This window comes from Paenibacillus sp. J2TS4 (assembly GCF_018403245.1).
GTDB lineage: Bacteria > Bacillota > Bacilli > Paenibacillales > NBRC-103111 > Paenibacillus_L.
Genome location: NZ_BOSH01000004.1, coordinates 180,484 through 198,233, shown reverse-complemented (window position 1 = coordinate 198,233; position 17,750 = coordinate 180,484). Strand labels below are relative to the sequence as shown.

General features: G+C 49.8%; 18 protein-coding genes and 1 riboswitch. Of the genes, 2 read left to right on the top strand and 16 right to left on the bottom strand.

What is annotated here, in order from left to right:
- Positions 1 to 48 precede the first annotated feature (48 nt).
- From ylqF to KJS69_RS11035, 12 genes are all read right to left on the bottom strand, one after another.
- On the bottom strand, positions 49 to 915 hold the full coding sequence (gene ylqF / locus KJS69_RS11090) for a ribosome biogenesis GTPase YlqF (protein WP_213583826.1): 867 nt from the start codon (positions 913 to 915) through the stop codon (positions 49 to 51).
- A 32-nt stretch (positions 916 to 947) separates the two neighbouring features.
- A complete protein-coding gene (gene lepB, locus KJS69_RS11085; protein WP_213583825.1) occupies positions 948 to 1,526 on the bottom strand; it encodes a signal peptidase I in 579 nt (192 codons plus the stop codon).
- Positions 1,527 to 1,706: 180 nt separating this feature from the next.
- Positions 1,707 to 2,048: a 50S ribosomal protein L19 gene (rplS, locus tag KJS69_RS11080; RefSeq protein ID WP_213583824.1), complete on the bottom strand. Its 342-nt coding sequence runs from the start codon at positions 2,046 to 2,048 to the stop codon at positions 1,707 to 1,709.
- A 260-nt stretch (positions 2,049 to 2,308) separates the two neighbouring features.
- Entirely contained in the window at positions 2,309 to 3,154 is an 846-nt protein-coding gene (locus KJS69_RS11075; RefSeq protein ID WP_213583823.1) for a carbohydrate ABC transporter permease, read from the bottom strand.
- A gap of 8 nt (positions 3,155 to 3,162) precedes the next feature.
- Positions 3,163 to 4,014: a carbohydrate ABC transporter permease gene (locus KJS69_RS11070; RefSeq protein ID WP_213583822.1), complete on the bottom strand. Its 852-nt coding sequence runs from the start codon at positions 4,012 to 4,014 to the stop codon at positions 3,163 to 3,165.
- 64 nt (positions 4,015 to 4,078) lie between these two features.
- Positions 4,079 to 5,371, bottom strand: coding sequence for an ABC transporter substrate-binding protein (locus KJS69_RS11065; protein ID WP_249730465.1), 1,293 nt, complete (start codon positions 5,369 to 5,371; stop codon positions 4,079 to 4,081).
- A 222-nt stretch (positions 5,372 to 5,593) separates the two neighbouring features.
- Positions 5,594 to 6,334 (bottom strand): tRNA (guanosine(37)-N1)-methyltransferase TrmD, encoded by a 741-nt coding sequence (gene trmD, locus KJS69_RS11060; protein WP_213583821.1) that lies wholly within the window; start codon positions 6,332 to 6,334, stop codon positions 5,594 to 5,596.
- Position 6,335: 1 nt separating this feature from the next.
- Complete coding sequence (rimM, locus tag KJS69_RS11055; RefSeq protein WP_213583820.1) at positions 6,336 to 6,857, bottom strand: ribosome maturation factor RimM; 522 nt, start codon at positions 6,855 to 6,857, stop codon at positions 6,336 to 6,338.
- An 85-nt stretch (positions 6,858 to 6,942) separates the two neighbouring features.
- On the bottom strand, positions 6,943 to 7,173 hold the full coding sequence (locus KJS69_RS11050) for a KH domain-containing protein (protein WP_213583819.1): 231 nt from the start codon (positions 7,171 to 7,173) through the stop codon (positions 6,943 to 6,945).
- Positions 7,174 to 7,196: 23 nt separating this feature from the next.
- Positions 7,197 to 7,469, bottom strand: a complete 273-nt coding sequence (gene rpsP / locus KJS69_RS11045) for a 30S ribosomal protein S16 (RefSeq protein WP_144933227.1) — start codon at positions 7,467 to 7,469, stop codon at positions 7,197 to 7,199.
- A gap of 50 nt (positions 7,470 to 7,519) precedes the next feature.
- Entirely contained in the window at positions 7,520 to 8,890 is a 1,371-nt protein-coding gene (gene ffh, locus KJS69_RS11040) for a signal recognition particle protein (protein ID WP_213583818.1), read from the bottom strand.
- Positions 8,891 to 8,936: 46 nt separating this feature from the next.
- Positions 8,937 to 9,287, bottom strand: a complete 351-nt coding sequence (locus KJS69_RS11035; protein ID WP_213583817.1) for a putative DNA-binding protein — start codon at positions 9,285 to 9,287, stop codon at positions 8,937 to 8,939.
- Between the two features lie 340 nt (positions 9,288 to 9,627).
- Between KJS69_RS11035 and KJS69_RS11030 the strand changes: the two genes are divergently transcribed.
- Positions 9,628 to 10,695: a polysaccharide deacetylase family protein gene (locus KJS69_RS11030; protein ID WP_249730464.1), complete on the top strand. Its 1,068-nt coding sequence runs from the start codon at positions 9,628 to 9,630 to the stop codon at positions 10,693 to 10,695.
- An 86-nt stretch (positions 10,696 to 10,781) separates the two neighbouring features.
- Here KJS69_RS11030 and KJS69_RS11025 read toward each other — a convergent pair whose 3' ends face one another.
- Positions 10,782 to 11,543, bottom strand: coding sequence for a 3D domain-containing protein (locus KJS69_RS11025; RefSeq protein WP_213583816.1), 762 nt, complete (start codon positions 11,541 to 11,543; stop codon positions 10,782 to 10,784).
- 202 nt (positions 11,544 to 11,745) lie between these two features.
- Positions 11,746 to 11,915: riboswitch (cyclic di-AMP (ydaO/yuaA leader) on the bottom strand.
- Positions 11,916 to 12,042: 127 nt separating this feature from the next.
- Between KJS69_RS11025 and KJS69_RS11020 the strand changes: the two genes are divergently transcribed.
- Positions 12,043 to 12,243, top strand: coding sequence for a hypothetical protein (locus KJS69_RS11020; RefSeq protein ID WP_213583815.1), 201 nt, complete (start codon positions 12,043 to 12,045; stop codon positions 12,241 to 12,243).
- Positions 12,244 to 12,262: 19 nt separating this feature from the next.
- Here the strand turns inward: KJS69_RS11020 and ftsY are convergent, their stop codons facing one another.
- The 3 genes from ftsY to rnc all read right to left on the bottom strand — a co-directional run bounded on the left by ftsY (position 12,263) and on the right by rnc (position 17,743).
- Complete coding sequence (gene ftsY / locus KJS69_RS11015) at positions 12,263 to 13,264, bottom strand: signal recognition particle-docking protein FtsY (RefSeq protein ID WP_213583814.1); 1,002 nt, start codon at positions 13,262 to 13,264, stop codon at positions 12,263 to 12,265.
- A gap of 61 nt (positions 13,265 to 13,325) precedes the next feature.
- Positions 13,326 to 16,898 carry a chromosome segregation protein SMC gene (gene smc / locus KJS69_RS11010; RefSeq protein WP_213583813.1) on the bottom strand — a complete coding sequence of 1,191 codons (3,573 nt, stop codon included), beginning with the start codon at positions 16,896 to 16,898 and terminating at the stop codon, positions 13,326 to 13,328.
- Positions 16,899 to 17,044: 146 nt separating this feature from the next.
- Positions 17,045 to 17,743, bottom strand: coding sequence for a ribonuclease III (rnc, locus tag KJS69_RS11005; RefSeq protein ID WP_213583812.1), 699 nt, complete (start codon positions 17,741 to 17,743; stop codon positions 17,045 to 17,047).
- Between the last annotated feature and the right edge of the window lie 7 nt (positions 17,744 to 17,750).

The following is a 17,750-nucleotide window of genomic DNA, read 5'->3' as shown; positions in this document are numbered from 1 at the left end:
AAAGAAGCGCAGCCGTAGCCGCGCCTCTCTCTACCGGGAAATCCATCGTTAATCGCCAGGATGCTCCAGACTGATTCGCCCCATTTTACCGGCCCGCAAATCTTTAAGGAACAAAGCTGACGCTTTTTCCAAATTCACTTTTCCTCCGCTTTGCAAGCATCCCCTTCGCCGTCCGATCATCTCCATAACCTCGATAACCGGTTCAGGCTCGGAGACCTCCTTCGGAAGACCTTCCAGCTCGTACCGATCGCTTAACGCTTCCGGGTAATGTTGGATCATGTAACGAATGACATAGAAAGCAATATCTTCCGGATGAAGGATTTCGTCCCTGATCGACCCAATGGCGGCTAATCGGGCCCCCACTTCCTGGTCCTCGAATTTCGGCCATAGAATACCGGGCGTATCCAACAGCTCCAGCTCTCCTCCGATCCGAATCCACTGCTGACCTTTCGTTACTCCCGGACGGTCTCCGGTTATTGCGGCCTTACGGCCGGCCAGCCGGTTAATCAAGGTCGATTTACCGACGTTCGGAATCCCGACGATCAGCGCTCGAATCGGGCGCGGCTTCATCCCTTTACGGATTTGGGCTTCTCTCTTCTCCGCCAGCAGCTGTTTACAGTGAGGGATAATTTCCTTCACGTTCGTACCGGAGATGGAATCAATAGGCAGAGCGTCCACCCCATCCTTTTTCAATCGATGAACCCATTCCGAAGTCATCGCCGGATCCGCCAGGTCCGCTTTATTGAGCAGAATCAAGCGCGGCTTGCTTCCCAAAATTTCGTCTATCATCGGATTGCGGCTCGAGATCGGAATTCTCGCATCCATCAACTCGATAGCCAGGTCAATCAGCTTCAGCTTATCCTGAATCTGCCTTCTGGCTCTTGTCATATGTCCGGGAAACCATTGAATGGTCATAGGATCACCTCATTTCTGCATCCCGTCATCCATTACTTGTGGCTGACCAAACTAATTTTGGACAACGGCCAGAAAATAATATCGGCCCTTCCAACAACCTTCTCATACGGTACAGGACCTACTGAAGGAGCGCGGCTGTCTTGGCTGTTTAGACGGTTGTCCCCCATTACGAAGATATGTCCTTCCGGAACGGTCATTTCGGCAAAATTCTGGTTATAGTGTTCTCCATTTTCCAACGCTTTATCGATCGCTCCCTGTATGTAATGCTCAGAAAGCTCTTCACCGTTGACATAGACCTTATTGTTTTCTATTCGCACGGTTTCTCCCGGCAGGGCAATGACTCTCTTGATATAATCCCTGCCTTGAGGGGCATGGAAGACAATCACTTCGCCCCGTTGCGGTTTACGTATGCTGTAGATGATTTTGTTGACGATCAGCCTTTCTCCGGTTTCAAAATTAGGCTGCATGGAAGGGCCCTCCACTATAAATGGAGCAAAAATAAACCAGCGGATTAACAGAACGAGAACCGCAGCAATGATTAGCGCCTTCGCCCATTCCCATATTTCGCTTGTTACCGGAGTAGGGTGATCGGAGGATTGCTCTTGATCCATAGTTTCCGACACCCGCTTTCTATTTTCCATTACCGATTTCGTTGTAGACTTCTGAAACCGTCCTGCAGGATAACGATGTCTTTCCCTTGAAAAAGCATCTGTCGCTTGCCAGGAAATCCGTCTAACCCTCTGTAAGAGGTAAACGAAAAGGGGCTTGATAGCAAGCCCCCTCTACTGTTCTTATCGAATTTCCTTAATTCTAGCAGCTTTACCGCGAAGACTGCGCAGGTAGTACAGCTTAGCGCGACGTACTTTGCCTCGGCGAGCCACTTCAATTTTATCGATTTTCGGAGTATGCAGAGGGAATGTTCTTTCCACTCCGACACCATACGAAATTTTGCGGACCGTAAAGGTTTCGCTGATGCCGCCGCCACGTCTCTTAATGACGACTCCTTCAAAAACCTGAATCCGTTCACGTGTACCCTCGATAACTTTAACGTGTACCTTAAGGGTATCTCCTGGACGGAAATTCGGAAGGTCTTGGCGCAGCTGCTCTTTGGTAATTTCCTGGATAATATTCATTGGGACTCCTCCTTCCACACAGATGTTCTTACCGCAACGTAATAATTAGCTTAATGGTGCCGTTACGCGGTAGAGGACCATCTTGATAAACAAAACAACAACAGAAAACATTCTACCATATCCAACCACAAAATTCAACAAGTCAGGAAGGGAATCCCGTAAAAATAATACACACCCCTTCGTTCATTTGTGTGCGATAGAAAACCATGCTCCGTTGCCTGTAACGAAACCCCATTCTGTCATGATGCAGTTGGGTTCGATCAGCCTTTAACAGCGCTGGAATAAGCACCTTGAATAAAGTATCTTTGGAAAAAGACAAACACGAACAGGATCGGCAGCAAAGCCACCATTGTCCCCGCTGCCACTAAACGGGTATTGGTTACGAAGGTTCCCTTTAATTTAAACAACCCAATTGTAAGCGGGTAAAGGCGCTCGTTATCCAGAACGAGGTACGGCCATAGGAAGTTATTCCAGGAGCCGATAAAGCTTAATATACCTAGCGTAGCCATCATCGGTAGAACCATTGGAGTAAGAACGGACATCCAAATTCTCCATACGCTGGCCCCGTCCATAATAGCCGACTCCTCGATTTCCTTCGGAATTCCAAGATACGCCTGTCTCATCAAGAAGATACCAAAAGCGGATACGGCTCCGGGAACAATAACACCCGCATGGCTACCGACCAGATGCAGTTTATTCAAAATAAGATAAACCGGGATCATTGTCACTTCACCGGGAATCATCATCGTCGCGATAATAAGCAAGAATATGAAATTTCTTCCTTTAAATCTCATTCTCGCTAACGGAAACGCGGCTAGCGAGCAAAAGATTAACGGAAGCAGCACTCCGAAAAACGCTAGAAAAACACTATTCCATAAATAGAGCGGAATAGGAAGGGAATTCCAAACGGTTAAATAGTTCTCAATTGTAAAATTAGTCGGAATAAGCTGCGGCGGCATCGAAAAGATCGTCTCATTTTGTCCCTTTAAGGAAGTCGAAAGCGTCCATAGAAAAGGAACAATCGTAATGATGGCAAGTACGATTAGAAAAAAATAAGAAACCAAATTACGGGTTAATCTGCGTCTGGAAATGAACGGTCTGGCCATAGCTTCCATCAATCCTCCTTCTCTATCAAGCTTCTGTTAAGAATGGACAATATTAGGATGACAGCGAACAGGATAAAGGAGATGGCACTGGCGTAACCCATTTCCAAGTTAACAAACGCTTTCTCGAATACCATATAAACTACGGTAGTGGACGCCCTGAGCGGTCCTCCTTCCGTCATGGTCAGCATCAATGTAAATTCCTTAAAGGCAGACATTGTGGACATAACGGCAACAAAGAAAATAATCGGCCGGAGCAAAGGCAGTGTTATAGATATGTGTTTGCGCATAAAACCAGCGCCATCCAATTCCGCTGCTTCATACAGGTCTTGCGATACCGATTGCAGTCCAGCCAAATAAAACAGCATGTAGTAGCCTAAGCCCTGCCAGACCGTTACAATAGCCAAACTTGGCATAACCATCGTTCCGCTGGTCAACCACTTTACCGGCCCCAGTCCAAACAAACTTAGAACATAGTTGAAAATTCCATCGCTTTGAAACATCCACTGCCATAGAAACGCAGTTACTACTACGGAAACCAGGACAGGGAAGTAGTAGACAAGCCGGAAAATTTTGATTCCGATTAAAGCTTGGTTAACCAGGATCGCAATAAAAATAGGCAGGATGATTAAAGCCGGGGTAACCAAAATCCAAAAGAAAAACGTATTTTTCATCGCATTCCAAAAATGGGGATCCTTGAAAGCAGCGATATAGTTATCCAACCCGACCCAGTTCAAAGGCTGAAACACGTTGTAGCTAGTAAAACTTAAAAAAAACGCCATGACCGCAGGCAGCAGGCTGAAGGCGAACAACAGCAACAATGTCGGAAATAAGAAAAACCATGCATGTCTTGTTTTGTACATTCGACACCTCCGGAAAAGATTCATCTAGCTGTGATGGCTCACAGCTAGATGAATAATAACTCTATTATTGATTCAACAATCTGTTTACTTCAGCCTCGGCATCTGCTACCGCTTGAGCAGGATCTTTTCCTTGCAGAAGAACTTTATGGAACTCTTCATTGATCGTTTTGTTGATCTGGCTTACGTTTTCAACAGGAGCCAGCATATCAACGGATTTTTCTAACTGCTTCGCGGCCAGAAAACGACCTCTTTCCGCAGGATCCTCGGAGTTTTCTCCCTCCGTGAAGAAAGGATCTTCAGCAGCTGCTTTAACCGATGGAAGAACAGCTACGATTTTGGAGAAAGCCAATTGGTTGTCGGCATTTGTAATGAATTGAGCAAATTTGGCTGCTTCTTCCTTATGCTTGCTTTTCTCGGAAACCGCAATGTTCATGATGGCAACGTGAGACTCACCGGTGGAACCGACCAAGCTCGATGCTGCTGCGGATTTCTTATATACTTCGGGGGACAAGTCTTCAACTTGACGGAACAACTGCGGTCCGGTGCCCCAGAAAGCTAATTTTTCTTGTGCATACCACTCTGGAATTTTAGCCTGACCTAACAAAATTTCTTCCGGAATTAACCCTGCGTCATATCTTTCCTTGAATTTCTTGAAGATTTCCACTGTCTCCGGTGTGTTAAAGGCGGCTGACCTGAAGTCGTCACTTACAATGTTGATCCCGTATCTCGGCAAATATAAATGGATATCTTTGATGGAATGACCATAGAATCCAGTCTTTTCTTTAATAGCTGCAGACATTTCCCATGCTTCTTCTTCTGTAGCCGGCGGATGGTCATAGCCTGCCTCGGCCAGCAACTCTTTGTTGTAAAGAATAACTGCGTTGGAGAGATACCATGGCAGAGCAAAGGTTTTCCCTTCGAATTGCCCGGAAGTCCATACTCCGTCGAAGAAATCTTTCTTGGCATCCGGCAGCAGCTCGTCCATGTTAGCTACCGCTCCGAGAGCGGATAATTTCTTCAAGTAATCTGTGTTCAAATTCAGTACGTCCGCAAGCTGTCCGGAAGCAGCTGCTGTCAACGTTCTTTGTTCCACATTATCGTATGGAATGTCTTGCCATTCTACTTTAACACCAGGATTTTGCGCTTCAAAATCTTTAATGACTCCGTTGATGTAATCATCGAAGGTCGGGCTCAACGAAATGGTCCAGAAAGCAATCTTCTTGTCCCCTGCTGAAGCTCCTTTCCCATCTCCTTCGCCGGAAGGCTTGGCAGATCCGCCGCCCCCACCGCCGCAAGCGCTAACAAGCAACATTAGAGCCACTAGCATAACTAACCACTTGCTTTTTTTAATTACCAATACATTCTCCCCCTCTTGTTGATGGGTCACAGTGCCTAGCCCAAGCACTATGAAAAGGAATTTTCCTCCGCTATTATTTCAATAACTGAAAAATACCTCCCCCCTAGCATCTATAATAGCGAATATTGTCGAATAGTTCAATATCAATATTATTAGCATTTCATTTCAAAAAAAAATTCCCCACGAGACTCCCCGATATTAGAGGCGAAAGATGAACCTTTTTTAGTTGTTCTCTTTCTTTGTCCACTCTTTAATCCAGTCCTTTTCCTCTTGGGATAAAGACAGGTTCTCAAGCAGCTCCGGTCTTCGCAGGAAGGTACGGTGCAGGGCCTGCTTTCGTCTCCAAGCCTCGATGTTTCCGTGATGACCGGAAATAAGCACCTCTGGAACCTCCCAATCCCGGAATTTAGCAGGCCGGGTGTAATGAGGATATTCAAGCAGGCCGGTGCTGAAAGAATCGGTCACCGCCGAGCTTTCATTGCCCAGTACCCCGGGAAGAAGGCGAGTCACACTGTCTATGACAGCCATGGCGGGAATTTCTCCACCGGTTAACACATAATCGCCGATAGACAGCTCGTCTGTTACCAGATAACGACGAATTCGCTCATCATATCCTTCATAATGGCCGCAAATAAAAATAAGATGCTCCTCGGCTGACAGCTCCTCAGCCTTGCTCTGAGAATAAGGCTCGCCCTGAGGGCACATGAGAATAACTCGCGGCTTGGTTGCCAGGCCCGAAGTTAGGTCCTCGACCGCGGCGAAGATGGGCTCCGGCTTCAGCACCATCCCTCCGCCTCCGCCGTAGGGATAATCATCGACCGTATTATGTTTATTGTTGGCATACTTACGAAAATTAACCGTTCTCAGAGAGACAATTTCTTTATCTCGAGCTTTGCCGAGAATGCTTGCTCCGAACACCCCATCGAACATTTCTGGAAACAGCGTCAGAACATCGATTTTCATCTTAATCCATCATACCTTCCATCAATCGGATCGTTACTTGCCGCTCCGCAACATCCACTTTAATCAACACGTCATCAATGACCGGCACGAGAAGAGGCTTGCCTTTGGGCCGTGCCACAACCCACACATCGTTAGCCCCTGGAGATAAAATTTCGCTGACGGTTCCGAGCCCTTCCCCTTCCTCCGTAAGAACGGAGCAGCCGACAATTTGATGGTGATAGTACTCTCCTTCTTCCAGGTCAACTAAATCCTCTTCGGTTACTTTGAGCAGCCATCCTTTATATTTCTCTACTTGATTAATATCATCCAAGCCGGAAAATTTAAGAAGATAGACGTTCTTCTGAGGGCGACCGGATTCGACGGTGACCGGAATGCGCGTCTGCATCGCTTCATCGGTCAATACAAGCTGACTTCCCCGGCTAAACCGTGTTTCGGGAAAATCCGTTTGAGAAACCACTTTGACTTCTCCTCGAATCCCATGCGTATTAACTATTTTCCCCACATTAAACAATTTTCCGTCCATGAATGACCTCCGTAATAAATTTTATGTATATGCGTACGCGGAAAAGGGCTAGGTTCCCCTACCCCTTATTCCGCCCGCATATTTCTTAAGAGACGATCTCTACGGAAACTCGCTTATTCTCTTTAACTGCCGCCGAAGTCACTACGGTGCGCAGCGCTTTGGCAATGCGTCCCTGCTTTCCAATGACCTTCCCGACATCGGTAGGATGAACGGCAAGCTCATAGACAGTTGCATGCTCTTGTTCCACCACATTTACCCGGACTTCTTCCGGATAATCGACCAATGCTTTAGCTATGACGGATATTAGATCCCTCATGATAACCCCCCGTTAAGACGGAATTATTTTTGATGCCGAAGCTCGTGGAATTTGGTCATGATGCCGGCTTTGCTGAACAAGCTGCGAACGGTATCCGAAGCTTGCGCTCCGTTCTGAAGCCATTTCAAAGCTTTTTCTTCGTCGATCTTAACGTCAGCCGGTTGAGTCAAAGGATTATAAGTACCGATCTCTTCAATAAAACGTCCGTCACGAGGAGAACGAGAATCGGACACGACTAAACGGTAAAAAGGGGCTTTGTGAGCACCCATCCGTTTCAAACGAATACGAACTGCCATTGATGAATTCACCTCCTTACAAAATATCCGGTCTTGCGATCCCTTCCGGCTTAGCCGAATGGAAATTTAAAGCCCTTGCCCAGCTTTCCTTTCAGGCCTTTGCCGCCTTTGGGGCCGCCCCCCATCATTCCGGAAAACTGCTTCATCATTTTACGCATATCTTCGAATTGCTTGATGAGCCGGTTCACTTCCTGAATGGAGTTGCCGCTGCCGAGAGCGATCCGCTTGCGCCGGCTTGCATTAAGCAATTCCGGCTTGCGCTTCTCCTCGGTCGTCATCGATTTGACGATAGCCACTGTACGGGCCATCTTCTTATCGTCGATCTTGAGATCCTTCATTCCCTTCATCTTGTTCATTCCGGGAATCATCTCAATTAATTGATCGAGCGGACCCAGCTTCTTCATCTGCTCCATCTGCTCCAAGAAATCTTCGAACGTAAATTCTGCGTTGCGAAGCTTCTTCTCCATTTCCTTCGCTTTCTCTTCGTCGATGTTGGAGCGAGCCTTCTCGATCAGCGTCATCATATCTCCCATGCCGAGAATCCGGGACGCCATCCGATCGGGATGAAAAGGCTCAAGTGCATCGATCTTCTCGCCCAGAGCAGCGAATTTGATCGGACAGCCTGTCACCGCCTTAACCGAAATAGCCGCACCTCCACGGGTATCGCCATCCAGCTTGGACAGAACGACTCCGGTTAACTCGAGCTGTTTATGGAAGTTCTCGGCCACATTCACGGCGTCCTGCCCGGTCATTGCGTCGACGACGAGCAAGATCTCGTGAGGCTGTACCTCGCTCACAATTCTCTTCAGCTCGTCCATCAGTTCCTCATCGATGTGAAGTCGGCCGGCTGTATCTATTATGACGTAGTCGTTGCCATTGTCTTTGGCATGGGCAACCGCCGCTTTGGCAATTTCGACCGGACTGACCTGGTCGCCCATTGTAAAGACCGGCGCTTTAATTTGCTCGCCCAGCACTTGTAATTGTTTAATGGCTGCGGGCCGGTAGATATCACACGCAACGAGAAGCGGGCGGTGATTCTGCTTCTGCAGCAGCTTGGCCAGCTTGCCCGTCGTCGTTGTCTTCCCCGCTCCCTGCAGACCGGCCATCATAATAACCGTTGGCGGCTTATTCGCTTTGGCCAGCTTGCTCTGGCTGCCTCCCATAAGCTCGGTGAGCTCTTTGTTAACGATTTCGACGACGACCATACCTGGAGTGAAGCTTTTTAATACTTCCTGGCCAATCGCCCGTTCTTTAATTTTAGCGATAAACTCTTTGACAACCTTAAAGTTGACATCGGCCTCGAGAAGCGCCAACCGGACCTCGCGTAAAGCCTCATTGACGTCATTTTCCGTCAGCTTGCCTCTGCCCTTCAACTTGCCAAACACATTCTGAAGTCTGCTTGTTAATCCTTCAAATGCCAACTATGCCACCTCCAGACAATTTGACGGTCGGATCGAATCTGTATAGTTAATCGAGAAGACGCATCCGTTCCAACAGAGGCTGAACCTGAACACGAAGCTCGGCATCCGTCTTCTCCAGCATTTCTTCTAATTGCTTCAGGCAGTCGACCCGTTGCTCATGTTTCACAAGAAGTCGAAGCTTCCGCTCATACTCTTCCAATGTTTGCTCAGCGCGCTTGATATGCTCGTATACCGCTTGTCTGCTGATAGCAAATTCCGCAGCAATCTCCCCAAGGGAATAATCGTCATGAAAATAACATGACAAAAATGTCCGCTGCTTCTCCGTCAACAGCTCCGAATAAAAATCAAATAGCAAATTGACCCGGTTCGTCTTTTCAAGCATTGGATTCTCGGGCATTGTAGTCTAACCCCCGTCAAGGTAAAACACTTTACAGCAATAACTTTGCTTATTGTACCCGACAGACCCGGACATTGTCAAGACTTTAACCTTGACAGCATTATCCGCTGCCTTGTTCAGCCAATTCCATACCTGCTCTTAACCGCAACAGCCTCTCCCAGTACTTGTTTCTATGACAACATAAGGGCTGCCTCAGGCCATTATCCCCCTCTGATCCCCCTACAGAGACCATGGCTTCTGGGCAGAGAAATACCATTTGTCTCCAATTTGCTATCTGTGGGGATAATTCAGCACAGGAAAAACAAACTAAAAGATATGACTACATCAGGGGGGAAAATCGATGAAACGTTGCCGTCTCCATATGATTTCTATAGGTTTGCTGCTCACTCTTGTAATCGCAGGATGCGATTCGGGCCAGGAGAAGGGTAACGGCCAAACCGAGCCCTTTGCCGAATCTCTATGGTCGGAGGTTCAACGTCAGTCGGATTTGGCGGAACAAGCGCCTCGGCCTGCCCCGCTGCCTTCAGTCTCCCCTTCGGCTTCGACTGAAGATTCCGGACCCTCTCCCATACCGGCTAGCGATCCTCCGGCGACTTCACCCGAGGTTACTCCGCCACAGCCGGCGGAAGCGACACCTGCTCCTCCTCCCGCTCCCAAGCCTGCAGCCAAAGGGAACGAAAGCAATCATCCGAAACGGAAGCAGGTGAAGTCCGACAGCAAACCCGTTAAACCTTCCTCCAGCTCATCTCAACTGACCTTGTCCGAGCTGAGAGCTAAGTATCCGCAATCGTTCCGTCTTCAAGGTTCTTCCCGAGGCAAAAAAATCGCCCTTACGTTCGATGACGGACCGGATCAAAGATTCACTCCGCAAATATTGGAAATATTAAAGAAAAACAATGTGAAAGCTACCTTCTTTCTCCTGGGATATCGTGCGGAAGCTAATCCCAACGTCGTGAAGCGGATTGCAAAGGAAGGGCATGCCATCGGCAACCATTCCTATAATCATCCTAACTTTCCTAACCTGCCGCTGACTGTTTTTGAGCAGCAAATGACCCGAACCCAGAAAATATTGAACCGTTTGATAGGCTATGAACCGAAGCTTATTCGCCCGCCTTACGGTGCGATCAACGAGGAGCAGCTTCAATGGGCCATCCAAAATCAATTTATGATCGTTAACTGGAATGTTGATTCCCTGGATTGGAAGGGACTCAGTGCAAAGCAGGTATCTGCTAATATATTAAATCATGCCCATTCCGGGGCGATCATTCTTCAGCATTCAGCCGGAGGCAATGGAAGTAACCTGACCGGCACTGTTGAAGCTCTTCAAGGTATCATCGAGAAGCTTAAGGCGGATGGATACCAGTTTGTAACGGTGCCCGAAATGCTGAATGTACCTAAAGCTAAATGACTGGCTACCCCACACAATATGTAAGCTTTATCCGTCTTTACGACAGATCAAAGTCGGCCGGAAGCTCCCACTTCCGGCCGACTTTGCTAATTCAACACATAAACTTGCACATTTTGTTTACCGAAGGTAAGCGCTTGCTGGCGGGAATGTGGAACAAAAATATCAACCCGGTTCCCCTTGATCGCGCCTCCGATATCGGAAGCGGTCGCAATCATTCCTCCACTGGGAAGACCATCATACGAATATCCGGTAATATATACTTTGGATCCAAGCGGAATTACAGAAGGATCCACCGCTATCGTTCCGATCTGCAATGAATTCCCGAAATAATCGTGTCCCGCGTATCCTCCGTTTTCTTCGGCAGATGCCGTATAAGCAGAGGCAACGGCCGGAACGACTTTCTTGTAAGTATAAGTTTGACCAGAGGAAGTTACGATAGCATTCGCTTTGGCCGGTACGGCTCTTAATACAGGAGCCTCCGCCGGCTTGCTCTCAGCCTTAGCAGGCTCCTGCTCGGGCTTGGGCTGCGCTGATTGCACGAGCGGCCTGGCTTCCACCGTCTGTGTCAAAGGCTGGCTCTCCTGGGCAGGAGCAGCTTCTGTCGGGTCTGCGGCCGAAGCTGTCTCTTCTGCTTCCTGCGTCACTGCCTCTGCTTGCGGCTCGCTCGCCATCGCTGTTGCCTGTTCCTGTATCGGCAGCCACCGAACGGACTTCAGCTCTTTAGGATCGGCAATGGAGTGCGCCGGCTTCTCCGAGTTCAGAGAAGCAGCTGAAACAGTTGCAGCCAAGCTAATGGCCGCTACGCCGAAAGCAATAGCCTTTAACGGTTTGCTGGTCATACGATTCATAGATAAAAGCTCTCCTTTTACAAGAGTGCCCACACAAGGCTTGTCCGCGCTGTATACCAAGAGGCGCGCCTTCTTTGGATTTGCACTTATCGGACCTGACGCTTCCGCTTGAAGCGATTGATCGTGCCTCATTTCCACTTGGCTTCGACTTCGACGGTCATTACACCGATCTCGCCGGGCAGCGAGGTTGCCTTTTATGAGCTGGCACTCTAATGATTGCCTACGAGGTTAGCTGTCGGATTTGGATCTTGGATATAACCCTACGTCCCGCTGGACGATTCGCCCCAAACGAAAACTGGCTTAGCCCCTTTTCGTAAAAAACATCCCCCGTACTCGTCCGTACTTGCGAATAAGTTTTGGCAATTTGCAGGCTATCATATGATTTTGGGAATAAACATCCACAGAATTTGGAAAATTGCAATGAAAGCGTTTTAAAATTAATCGTCATGCGTTGTATGCAACTTTTTCCACTTCTCCATGCAAGTCAAATGGGTGGTAAATGAAAGAAGAAACAGGGAATGTTTTACTTCTCTGCTTCTCTTTAAACCTTTCTGATATTACCCTTTCTGCTCTTTCTTTGTTATACGAAAAAGCTGCAGCCAAGTCGCACTCACTTGCTTGCAGCAGAATTCAAATGAGAAAAATCGCCGACTTCAAATTAGGCGGCGATGGCTCTCTCCATACAAACAAATATATTTGAAAAAAAAGGCAGCATAAATTTAAGCTTGCGATTCTTTTTCTACCGTTTCTTCCGTTATTAATCCTGCAAATAGGGCATGAACGAATTGTTCGGAGTCGAAAGGCTCCATATCGTCCATCTTTTCCCCGAGTCCGACAAATTTAACCGGGATATTCATCTCTTGACGAATCGCTACCACGATCCCGCCCTTAGCCGTCCCATCCAGTTTCGTCAGCACTAAACCAGTCAATCCGGTCTTATCCCCGAACATTTTAGCCTGATTCAATGCATTCTGGCCCGTTGTCGCGTCCAGCACCAGCAGGACCTCATGGGGAGCGTTGGGAACCTCCCGGCTGATCACCCGGTAAATTTTATTCAATTCCTCCATCAGATTGACTTTGTTTTGCAATCGGCCTGCCGTATCGCACAGCAGGATGTCCACTCCCCGGGTTTTGGCCGCCTGTACCGCATCAAACATAACCGCTGCCGGATCGGATCCCGCCTGCTGCTTAATTACATCTACGCCTACCCGCTGACCCCATACCTCCAGCTGCTCAATAGCTCCGGCACGGAATGTATCCCCAGCAGCCAGCAGAACCTTCTTCCCTTCCTGTTTAAAACGGTGGGCCAGCTTACCGATCGTCGTCGTCTTACCGACCCCGTTCACGCCAACGAACAAGTAGACCGTGAGTCCGCTCTCGGCTACTTTCATGGAGTTGTCCTCCTCCCCTTTGAGAAGAGCAACCAGCTTCTCTGACAGAACAGGCTTCAAGTCCGACGCATCCTCGATTCTGCGTTTGCGGACCTCATCCCGCAAATCGTCAATCAGCTCCATGACCGTGGTGACACCTACATCGGCGCCAATTAAGATTTCCTCGAGCTCCTCGTAGAAGTCTTCGTCAATTTTTTTGCGGCGAAGAATCAAATCCTCCACTTTTTCGACGAAAGCATTTCTCGTTTTGGTCAAGCCTTCTTTAAACTTATTGGTCACTGCCTCCGTTTTGCTGGAAATGCTTTCCTTCAGCTTTTTAAAAAAACTCATCTGACTTCCTCCAATTTCCATTTTACCTTTAACATCAATAAGTGAAGCCAGCCTTCCATGCCTAGGCAGAGACTGCCTCATCTTCCTCCAGCTTAACCGACACAAGCTTGGAGACGCCGCCTTCCTCCATCGTCACTCCGTACAGAACATCGGCCTCCTCCATCGTTCCCTTGCGGTGGGTAACAACGATAAACTGGGTTTCGTTGGAGAATTCCCGCAAATATTCCGCGAAGCGCGAAACGTTAGCCTCGTCAAGCGCCGCTTCCACCTCGTCCAGGACACAGAACGGAACCGGCTTCACCTGCAGGATCGCAAACAATAAAGCGATAGCGGTTAGCGCCCTCTCCCCTCCAGACAGCAGCTGCAGATTTTGCAGCTTCTTGCCCGGGGGCTGCGCGACGATTTCGATGCCCGTTTCCAGCGGCCGACCCGGCTCTGACAGAATAAGATCCGCCCGGCCTCCGCCGAACAGCTTGGAGAACACGACGACAAAATGCGCACGGATCGCTTCAAACGTGGTGCGGAAACGACGGGACATCTCCTCGTCCATTTCCTTAATCACTTGATACAGCGTCGCCTTGGCTTCCATCAGGTCGCTCTTCTGCTCGCTCAAAAACTGATATCGTTCGCTCACTCGGCTGAATTCATCGATCGCCCCGAGATTAACCTCGCCCAGAACCGAGATAGACCGCTTCAGGTCTCTCACTGTATGCTGGGCTGCTTCGATATCCTCCGGCTGCGGATAACGCTCTTTGGCCAGCTCATAGCCGATTTCGTAGTCTTCGGACAATTTCTTCAGCAGGTTTTCCAGCTCCACATCGAGTCGGTTCGCCCGAACCTCCGTTTGATGAAGCTGCTCCTCCACCTGCTTCAATTGCGTCCTCTGCTCTTTCGTTTTGCTTTCCTCGAGCTCCAGCTGCTGAATCCAGTCGGCCCGTTCCGCCCGTTTGAATTCGATCGTCTCCAGGCACTCCTGCTTCTGAATTTTCAAATCATTCAACTGCTCCAGCTGCTTGACGCCTTGCTCCTCAATTTCTCCCAAATCTGTCGTCAATTGATGATGCAAGCGCTGGTTCTGCTCCTGTTCGCTCTCGGACAGCTTATAATCGCCCTGCAGACGCTGGTACTGCTCCACAAGCGACTGCTTCTCCTGAGCCAGAGAGGCGGCCTGCACCTTAAGCTCCGTCAATTGCCCCATCAGCTCTTCTTTGGCAGATTCGCTGGCTTTGCGGGCTATTTCCGCTTCCCGGATCGCTCCTTGCAGCTCCTGTTCCCGCTTCGTAAGCTGACCAAGCAGTTCCTCCGCATCCCGCTGGCGGGCTTGCAGCTGATTCAGTTCTTCGACCAAAGCCTGCTTGTCCTGCGTATACAGAGTATGGTGCTCCTCCATTCTTTTGGCTTCGTTGGCCAAAGGTGTCAGCTCCGCGGCATACTGCTGCTCTTCTATCCGCTTCAGCTCCCCCTGCTCGCGCAAAGCTTCCAATTGCTCATTCTCGGTAACCAGCTCCGCCTTTAACTGCCGGGCCTTGTCAGACAAAAGCGCCAATTGAGACTGCGATTGCGCGATTTCCTTCTCCAGCTCTTCAATTTGCCGCTGACGCCCGAGCAGACTCGTCGTTTTCTTATGCTGGCTTCCTCCCGTCATCGAGCCACCGGGATTGACGATATCGCCGTCCAGCGTGACGACCCGGTAACGGTATTGGCAGCGAGCGGCAATCCGGTTGGCCTGCTCCAGCGTTTGGGCGATGATAACGTGGCCGAGCAAGCTTGTCATGATCGGGGTATATTTCGGATCAAAGCGGACCAGCTCTGCCGCAATGCCGACGAAGCCCTCGGCGTTCTGCACCGATCTGCGGTCCGATTCGCTGAGCGACCGGCCACGGATGACATCGAGCGGCAGGAACGTCGCTCTGCCTAGCTGCCGTGATTTAAGAAAGGCGATCGCTTCGCGGCCGTTCGCTTCATTCTCCACGACAACGTGCTGAAGCGCTCCGCCAAGCGCCGTCTCCACGGCCAGCTCCACTTCGGCTGGAACTTTAACCAATTCAGCTACAGCCCCGTGAATCCCCCGCAGGCCATCCGCTCGCTTGGTCGCTTTCAGCACCTCTTTAACTCCATGCATGAACCCGTCGTAATCGTTCTGCATCTCTTTCATCGTATCTCTCCGGGAAGCGATGGAGTTGAGCTTCTGTTCCCATTTACGGACCGTCGCCTGTGTCTGCTCCAGCAAGCCGGTTTTGGTCCGGATGCTGTCGAGCTGCGCGCTGTACTGCCTGCGGATCTCTGCGAGCTCTTCCCCCGTCGCAGCGAGCTTCCGCTCCAGCTCTGCCTTCCGCTCCACAAGCAGCTCTCGTTCTTCCGTCCACTTCTGCTTCTCGCCCTCCAGCCGTTCCTCCCGGCGGCGAACGGTTTCCAATTGCTGCTCGGCATAGCGGATTTCGTTACGGCTTTGCGCCATTCGATTAAGCGCCTCTAACAGCTCGCCCTTGAGCTGCTCCTCGGCCTCGCTGCTGATGCCGCCGGTAATTCCGAGCAACCGGTCCTCCTCCGCTGTCAGCCGATCCCGGCAATCCTCCAACTGTTGGGACACCTCGACAATCTTGGCCTTCGTCTGTTTCAGCTCGTCCTGCTTCTCAGTCAGGCGCTCCGCCTGCATATGAATCGTCTGCTCCAGTTGAGCCCGGTTGCCGATCGTATTCTTTTTGCGCTCCTTCAACACTTCTCCATGGCCTTCGCACTTCTCAAATTCTTCACTGATTTGCAGCAGCCGCTCCTGAAGCTGCTCCAATTCCTGCTCCAGCCTTCCCGTTTCCCAGCGATGCTTCTCCAGATAGGCGTCATGCTGGTTGACGATTCGGGCAAACTCCATTTGCTGAGTTTGCAGATCGCCGAGCTTTTGCTGGGTCTCCGACCAGGTTCGGTGGATGCTGTCAATTTGGTGCACATAAACGGAGATTTCATTCTGCTTCAGCTCTTCCTTGAGCCGTTTGTATTGCTTCGCCTTCTCCGCTTGCTCCTCCAAAGGTCCGATCTGATCCTCCAGCTCAGAGACCAGATCATGGATGCGCAGCAGGTTTTGTTCGGTTTCGTCGAGCTTTTTTTCCGCATCCTTTTTCCGGGATTTGTATTTGACAATCCCTGAGGCCTCCTCAAATATACCTCGGCGGTCCTCGGATTTCGTGCTCAATATTTCTTCAATCCGTCCTTGGCCGATAATCGAGTAGGCTTCCTTCCCAATGCCTGTATCCATGAACAGCTCGGTAATATCTCTCAAGCGGCATGGCTGTTTATTAATGAAGTATTCACTTTCCCCGCTTCTATGTACCCTGCGGGTAACGGTCACCTCGCTAAAATCAAGACCGAGAGCGTTGTCCGTATTGTCCAGCGTCAACGAGACTTCGCCGTAGTTGACGGCCTTGCGGGCGTCACTCCCGGCAAAGATGACATCCTCCATCTTGCCCCCGCGAAGAGACCGGGCGCTTTGTTCTCCCAAGACCCAGCGGATTCCGTCGGAGATGTTGCTCTTCCCGCTTCCGTTCGGTCCTACAACGGCGGTAATTCCCTGCACAAATTCCAGTTCTGTTTTATCGGCAAACGATTTGAATCCCGCCAGTTCAATCCGCTTCAATAACATGGTCTCACCTCAAAGCTATTGTATCATAACCTGCGACAATGAAAAGAATAAAGCTGGCTACGAAGCGAAGAAAGAGCGAAGCAGGCGGCGGCCTTAACCGTCCCTGTTCGCTCTTATCCGATACCTGCCGGCACTTACCCGGACATTCACCTGGCCTTGACGTCCAGGTGATGCAAGGCCTGGGATGCGGCTTGCTGTTCCGCCTCTTTCTTGGAACGTCCGCTCCCTTGGCCGAGCAGCTTGTCGCTCATTCGCACTTCCGCAATAAATTCCTTCTCATGAGCCGGACCTCGTTCCTCGACGATCCGGTATTCCAGGACCCCCATATTATGCTGTTGAGTATATTCCTGGAGCTGTGTCTTGTAATCCAGAATTTGCGGCTTCCCTTCGCCGGACAGCTTCGGGAACATATGCTTGTGGAGAAACGATTTTACTTCCTCCAAGCCTTGATCGAGATATAATGCCCCGACAAATGATTCAAAAACATCCGCCAAGAGAGCGGGACGGGTTCTTCCCCCCGTCAACTCCTCCCCTTTGCCGAGCAGCACGTAGCTTCCAAAATCGAGCTGTTCGGCAAACAGGACCAGGGATGGCTCGCAAACGATCGAAGCCCTAAGCTTGGTCAACTCCCCCTCAGTCCGATGAGGAAACAGATCATACAAGTATTCCGAAACCGTTAACTCCAGCACCGCATCTCCTAGAAATTCCAAGCGTTCGTTATCCTTGCTCCCGGCAACCCGGTTCTCGTTCACATAGGAGGAATGGGTAAAAGCTTGCCGCAGCAGGTGAGGCTTATGAAAACAGATGCCTAGAGCGGACTGGAGCTGTTTTAAATCCCGATTCATCGAAAAC